A 6,469-nucleotide genomic window follows, 5' to 3' on the forward strand; every position below is an offset into this window, starting at 1 on the left:
AGCGGAACTCTTCAATCGCTTCGAGCAGCGTGACCGACTGGTGCACGTTGCGCGATTCGCCGGGGTGGGCCAGGCGCACGGTGCCGCGCGCCATCGAATCCTCGACGCTGCGCACGATGAGGTCGGCACCCAGCTCCTTGGCGCGCAGGTCGCGGAAGTCCGTCACCTCGGGGAAGTTGTGGCCCGTGTCGATCATGAGCAGCGGGTAGGGAATGCGGCCCACGCCAAAGGCCTTTTCTGCGCACTTGAGCATGACCAGCGAGTCCTTGCCGCCCGAGAACAGCAGGGTGGGGCGCTCGAAGGCGGCGGCGACCTCGCGCAGGATGAAGATGGTTTCTTCTTCCAGCGCGTCGAGATGCGAATTGTTCAGGTGGTGGCTCATATTGTTGGTTTTCTCAAGCAGCGCTGAGTCTGTGCGGGCGTTCATGGTCGGATCAGTGGTGTTTCGTACGGATGAGCGTTCGAACCATCAAAACCGTTCGGGCTGAGCCCTTCGACAGGCTCAGGACAGGCTTGTTGAAGCTCTGCGCGGCGCTTCGACAAGCTCAGCGTGAACGGTTTCAGGTATTCGACGGGCAGATCCGTATCAGTGGGTCAGGTGCAAACCGCACTCACGGTTGTCTTCGCCCTTGGTCGGGTCCACGTAGTCGAAGTTGTTGGGCAGGCCGTGCTTCACGCAGTATTCGTGCAGGTCTTTGGACGACCAGTGCAGCAGCGGCGCCACCTTGATGAGGCCGTCGGGGTTGATGCTCACCGGCTCCATCTGTGCGCGCACAGCGGTGTCGGTGGCGCGCAGGGCGGTGAACCACACCTTGGGCGCCGTCTCGCGCAGCGCGCGGGCAAAAGGCTCCAGCTTCACTTCTTCGGTAAAGGCGGCGTGGCGCGGGTCGTCGAGTGCGGGCGTGGCGCCGTCCACGGCCTCACGGTGCGCGCGCGAACGCAGCGGCAGGTAAATCTGCAGATTCAGGCCGAGCTGTTTCGTCACCTCGTCGGCAAAGCGGTAGGTGGCCTCGGTGTTGTAGCCGTTGTCCATCCAGACCACGGGCACGTCGGGGTTCACTTGCGTGACCAGGTGCAGGATCACCGCCTCGAAGGGGCGGAAGTTGGTGGTGACGATGGTGGGCGCACCCAGGCCCAGCGCCCAGGCCGTGAGGCCGGGGGCGTTGCGGCCGAGTTCAGCGTTGACGCGTGCGAGGTCGGCGGTGGTCATGGTGGTGGTTGCGTGGCTGCTCATCATGCGGCCTTGCGAAAGTGCGGCAGATGGGCCACGTCGCCTTGGTAGAAGCCCTGGAAGCGGTCGAACTGGCGTTGCGCGTCGGCCATGTCCACGCCCTCGCGCAGCACGGCCACGTCAAAGCCGCAGCGGGCCATTTGCACCAGTTGGTCAATCAGCACCTCGCCGGTGGCGCGCAACTCGCCCGTGAACTGCAGGCGCTGGCGCAGCAGCCGCGCCTGGCTGAAAGCCCGGCCGTCGGTGAACTTGGGGAAGTTCAGGTCGATGCGGTCAACGCCAGCCAGGTCCAGCTCGAAGGGGTTAGCGTCGTTGGCGAGTTCAATCACTTTTTGGCCTGCAGCGCTGGCCTGGTGCTCGTGGGCAGCTATTATTTTCATAGTATTCAAGGGTCAGGCGGTTGCGGTTTCGGCGGGGTGGCGCGCTGCGTTGGCTGCGCTCTTGAAGGGCTCCAGGCCGACACGGCGCACCGTGTCGATGAAGTTCTCGTAGCGGGGGCCTTGGGCGTTGTCGGGCAGCAACTGGCGCTCGGCGCGGTAGGTGGCCAGCAGCGCCTCGATCACGCCGGGCACTTCGGTGGCACTGAACGAGGGGCCGATGATCTTGCCCGGCGCGGCGGGGCCTGACAGGTGGGAGCCGTCGGCGCCGCCCAACGTGATCTGGTACCACTCCTTGCCGTCCTTGTCCACGCCCAGGATGCCGATGTGGCCGCTGTGGTGGTGGCCGCAGCTGTTGATGCAGCCGCTGATGTGCAGGTCGATCTCGCCCAGGTCCCACAGCTCGTCCAGGTCCTGGTAGCGCTCGGTGATGGCCTCGGCAATCGGCAGCGAGCGTGCGTTGGCCAGCGAGCAGAAATCGCCGCCGGGGCAGGCGATCATGTCGGTCAGCAGGCCGATGTTGGGCTTGGCCAGGCCCAGGGCCTTGGCCGCCTGGTACAGCGCGGGCAATTGGTCGCGGCGCACCCAGGGCAGGATCAGGTTTTGCTCGTGTGTCACGCGCGACTCGCCGCCCGAGAAGCGGTCGGCCAGGTCTGCGGCGGCTTCCATCTGCTCGGCGGTGGCATCGCCGGGTGCATAGCCCAGGCGCTTGAACGACAGCACCACGGCGCGCAGTTGCGGGTGGCGGTGCGGCAGCACGTTGCGCGCAAGCCAGCGGCCGAAGTCCTGGTCTTCGCTGGCGGCGGTGCGCAGCAGCTCCAGGGTTTCGGCCTCGGCGTCGGCGGGCGACAGGTCGAGCACGGGCTCCTGGAAGTTGGCGGCCACGCGGTCGTATTCGGCCTGGGTGATGGTGTGGGGGCCGCCTTCTTGCTCCACGATCTGGCGGTACTCTTCGTCCACCTGATCGATGTAGCTCTGGCCCTCGGCCTTGACGAGGATCTTGATGCGCGCCTTCCAGGTGTTGTCGCGGCGGCCGTAGCGGTTGTAGACCCGGATCACGGCCTCCAGGTAGTTCATGAGCTGGTTCCAGGGCAGGAACTCGCGCAGCACCGGGCTGATGGTGGGCGTGCGGCCCATGCCACCGCCCACGCGAACCTTGAAGCCCAGCTCGCCTGCGTCGTTCTTGAGCAGTTGCAGGCCCACGTCGTACCAGCCGAGCGCGGCGCGGTCTTCGCGCGCGCCGTTGATCGAGATCTTGAACTTGCGCGGCAGAAAGCTGAACTCGGGGTGCAGCGTGCTCCACTGGCGCAGGATTTCGCAGAAGGGCCGTGGGTCGGCGATTTCGTCGGCCGCGATGCCAGCCAGCGCGTCGCTGTTGATGTTGCGAATGCAGTTGCCGCTGGTCTGGATGCCGTGCAGTTGCACCGTGGCCAAGAGGTCCATCACGTCGGCCGACTTGGCCAACGGAATCCAGTTGTACTGCACGTTGGTGCGTGTGGTGAAGTGGCCGTAGCCGTACTTGAGCTTGGTGCCGATGCGCCGACCGTCGGTCAGGGGGATTTCACCGAGTTTCTCTTGCGTGGCTTGGGCCTCGGCCAGCAGCTCGGGAGCAGGCTGGTCGTACTCGCGGGCCACGCGGGCCAGCACGCGCAGTTGTGTGCTCGACAGCTCGCCATACGGCACCGCCACCCGCAGCATGGGCGCGTAGCGCTGGATGTACCAGCCGTTTTGCAACCGCAAAGGGCGGAAATGCTCCTCGGGCAGCTTGCCGGCCTTCCAACGATCGAGCTGGTCGCGGTATTGCTCGGCCCGCAGGCGGATGAATTGGCGGTCGAAGTCTGTGTATTGGTACATCGTGGATTTACCCAGCCGTTGTGCGGCTTTTGGGCCTTCTTCTTAAATCAAAATCAGTTTCATGCCCGCCCAGGCGAGCAGGAGCGAAAGGGCAGAGCGGATCAGGCGCTCAGGCGTGCGGGTGACCAGGCGCGAGCCCAGCCAGATGCCGGGCAACGAGCCAGCCAGCAATTGTGCAAGCAGGGGCCAGTCCACCGAGCCCAGCGTGGCATGGCCCAGGCCCGCCACCAGGGTGAGGGGCACGGCGTAGGCGATGTCGGCACCAATCACGCGGGGCAGGGGCAATAGGGGGTACACCAGCAGCAACACGGTGACGCCAATGGCGCCCGCGCCCACCGAAGTGAAGGTGACCAGCGTGCCGATCACCGCGCCCAGCAGCACGGGCAGGCTCCAGTGGCGGGGGCGGGTGGCCTGCTCGGCGCTGGCCAGGCGCTTGGCCTGGTCGGCCGCCTGGCGCTCGCGCGAAAAAGCCACCACCTTGTACAGCGTGGCCGCTGCCGTGAGCAGCAGCGCCACACCCAGCGTGGTGGTCATGACGCGCTGGGCCGCTGCGCTGGCGGGCCCCAGGGTGTGCAGCGCCCACAGCGCCAGCAGGGCCGCCGGAATGCTGCCCGCGCACAGCTGGCCCACCACGCGCCAGGGCACCAGGCGCTGGCGCGCCAAGCTCACCGTGCCGCCCATCTTGGTGAAAGCGGCAAACAGCAGGTCGGTGCCAATGGCCAGGTGGGGCTTGATGCCAAAGAAAAAGATGAGCACCGGCGTCATCAGCGAGCCGCCACCCACGCCCGTCAGGCCAACGATCAGCCCAACAGCAAAGCCCGCAAAAACAAACGCCAATTCATGCATGGCTGCGAATGTAGGGGGCTCTCTTATGGATGCAAACTATTGTTTTGCTCTTCCAATATGTCTATTTGAATATAAGCAAGGTTTGACGCGGGTTTGCGGGGAGGTGCCACACATTGGCTCCACATTGGCTCAGCGGCTACTGCAGGCGCTCGGTGCCCAGCGCCCTGGTCAGTTTGGCGTCGAGCGGCAGGGGCTCGCCCTGCAGGCGGGCGGCCAGCAGCTCGCCGCACAGCAGCGCCAGGGAGAGCCCGCGTGCACCCATGGCGGTGTTGACCCACAGGCCGGGGAACTGGGCTGTATCCACGGGGCCGACGATGGGCAGGCGGTCAGGCGCCGTGCAGCGCACTGCGGCCCAGGTTTGTAGCGAGGCGTCTGTATTTGGTGCGTCCGCCGAGGTGAAGGCGGACTCCAGTTGTGGGGCGATTTTGGGCAGCAAGCTTTGTAACTTGGCCCAATTGGTGGTGTGGGCGGCCTTCACATCGGCGGCGTCGGGCGGCAGGGCCTCTACATCGCGTTCGAAGGTGGAGCCCATCACCCAGGCTTGTCGAAGGGCTTCGACAGGCTCCGCCTGAGCGGGATGGGGGCTTTCAAGTGGCTCGTCCAGCGGAAACCGTGGCACCAGATTGCCGTTGCCATTGGCCGGAAACGGCAGCAGGGGCACGGCGGGGTTGGGGTGGACGCCCCAGGACACCTGCCCACGCACGGGCTGCAGCGGCCAGCGATGCTCCAGCAAGGCCAGGCTGCCTGCGCCCGCCGCGATGACCAGCGTGGGGGCCTCGGCCAGCACCTGGCCCTGTGCGCCGAGCGCCTGCCAAATGGGGGCAGAGGGCGGCCCTGCGCGCCGTAGCTGCGCCACCTGGCAGCCGCCTTGCCAGCGGATGCCGGGCTGCTCCAGCAAGGTGGCGGCCAGGCGCGCCGGGCGCACCCAGCCCGCCTGGTGGTGCCAGCAGGCGCTGGCATCGGGCGGCAGTTGGGCGGCGGCCAGGGCAGCAGGCGGCGCGGGTTCGCTCCAGGCAGCGCCCGGCCCGTCCATCCAGTGGGGGGCGAGCCCCGGCGTGCCATCGGTGCGGTGCTCCAGCACGCCGCAGTGGGCCCAGTCAACGCCTTCGCGCAAAAGCTCACGGGCTTGCTGCAACGTGGTGCGGATGCCGCCGCGCGACAGGCGCGAGAGCACGCTGTCGTCGGGCGACACATGGGGTGCAAACACCCCAGCGGGCAAGGCCGATGCGCCCGCTGCGGGCTCGGCGGCCTGGTCCAGCACCACCACTTGCCAGCCGCGCCGGGCCAGGCTGGCGGCGGCGGCCGCACCGGCAATGCCGCCGCCGATGACGATACAGGGGCCGGGGAGGGCGGGCTCCGGCATGGCTTCGGGCTGGCGCGGGGTGCGTGGCTCCCAGCGCGGGTTGTATAGGGCGTGCAGGTTGTCGCGCTTGGGCGGCACGCCGGGCACGCGCGTTACTTCAAAGCCACACTGCGCCAGCGCATCGCGCACGGCGCGGGCAATGGTCCAGGTGGCCAGGCGCGTGCCCCGGTGGCAGCAGCGGGCCACGGCCTTCAAGGTGTGCAGGTCCCAGATCTCCGGGTTGCGCTGGGGGCTGAAGCCGTCGAGGTAAACGGAATCCACCACCAGGCTTTGCTGCTGGCGCAGCATGGTTTGCGTGTCGCCCACCATCAGCGTGAGCAGCACACGGCCTTCGTCAAAACGCAGGCGGTGCACGCCCGGCAGCAGGCCCCACCACTGGCGGTGCAGCGCTTCGGCCAGGGGCGCCAGCTCGGGGTGGGCAGCGGTGGCGCGCAGCAGGTCGGCTGCGCTCACGGGCCAGGCTTCGGTCGATACGAAATGCAGCAGCGTGGGCCGCGCGGGGTCGGCCCGCCAGGCGGCCCAGGTCACCAAAAAGTTCAGCCCAAAGCCAAACCCGGTTTCCAGAATGCGCCACTGCGGCAGCCCGGCCCATGCCGCTGGCAGGCCACAGCCATGCAGGAAAACACGGCGGGCCTGGTCGAGGCCGCCGTTTTCGCTGTGGTAGCGGTCGCCGAAGCGGGGGCTGTAGGGGGTGCCGTCCGGCAGCCAGTCAATGGGCTCGGAGATGAAGCACCCCCTGAGTCGCTTCGCGCCTTCCCCCTCTCTCACGCTGCGCGTGGGAGGGGGACGCAGCCAGCG

6 protein-coding genes are annotated in these 6,469 nt (G+C 67.4%); all 6 read right to left on the reverse strand.

Annotated features, from left to right (window positions below):
* Nucleotides 1-427, reverse strand: a 427-nt coding sequence (locus Q0105_RS18055) for a phosphoadenosine phosphosulfate reductase family protein (RefSeq protein ID WP_298213635.1), incomplete at its 3' end; no start/stop codon positions are given.
* 159 nt (nt 428-586) lie between these two features.
* The gene (locus Q0105_RS18060; RefSeq protein ID WP_298213641.1) at nt 587-1,210 is read right to left on the reverse strand and encodes a phosphoadenosine phosphosulfate reductase family protein; all 624 of its coding nucleotides are present in this window, start codon (nt 1,208-1,210) and stop codon (nt 587-589) included.
* Between the two features lie 23 nt (nt 1,211-1,233).
* Nucleotides 1,234-1,611 carry a DUF934 domain-containing protein gene (locus Q0105_RS18065; RefSeq protein WP_298213643.1) on the reverse strand — a complete coding sequence of 126 codons (378 nt, stop codon included), beginning with the start codon at nt 1,609-1,611 and terminating at the stop codon, nt 1,234-1,236.
* Between the two features lie 12 nt (nt 1,612-1,623).
* Complete coding sequence (locus Q0105_RS18070; RefSeq protein ID WP_298213637.1) at nt 1,624-3,462, reverse strand: nitrite/sulfite reductase; 1,839 nt, start codon at nt 3,460-3,462, stop codon at nt 1,624-1,626.
* 42 nt (nt 3,463-3,504) lie between these two features.
* Complete coding sequence (locus tag Q0105_RS18075) at nt 3,505-4,308, reverse strand: sulfite exporter TauE/SafE family protein (RefSeq protein ID WP_298213639.1); 804 nt, start codon at nt 4,306-4,308, stop codon at nt 3,505-3,507.
* Between the two features lie 136 nt (nt 4,309-4,444).
* Complete coding sequence (mnmC, locus tag Q0105_RS18080; RefSeq protein ID WP_298213645.1) at nt 4,445-6,397, reverse strand: FAD-dependent 5-carboxymethylaminomethyl-2-thiouridine(34) oxidoreductase MnmC; 1,953 nt, start codon at nt 6,395-6,397, stop codon at nt 4,445-4,447.
* Between the last annotated feature and the right edge of the window lie 72 nt (nt 6,398-6,469).

It is taken from the genome of Acidovorax sp. (assembly GCF_027492855.1).
Classification (GTDB): domain Bacteria; phylum Pseudomonadota; class Gammaproteobacteria; order Burkholderiales; family Burkholderiaceae_C; genus Acidovorax.

Excerpts from the sequence above, each read along its gene's own strand:
- Q0105_RS18065 (WP_298213643.1), bottom strand. The coding sequence starts at position 1,611 with ATGAAAATAATAGCTGCCCACGAGCACCAGGCCAGCGCTGCAGGCCAA.
- Q0105_RS18070 (WP_298213637.1), bottom strand. The coding sequence starts at position 3,462 with ATGTACCAATACACAGACTTCGACCGCCAATTCATCCGCCTGCGGGCC.
- Q0105_RS18060 (WP_298213641.1), bottom strand. The coding sequence starts at position 1,210 with ATGACCACCGCCGACCTCGCACGCGTCAACGCTGAACTCGGCCGCAAC.
- Q0105_RS18075 (WP_298213639.1), bottom strand. The coding sequence starts at position 4,308 with ATGCATGAATTGGCGTTTGTTTTTGCGGGCTTTGCTGTTGGGCTGATC.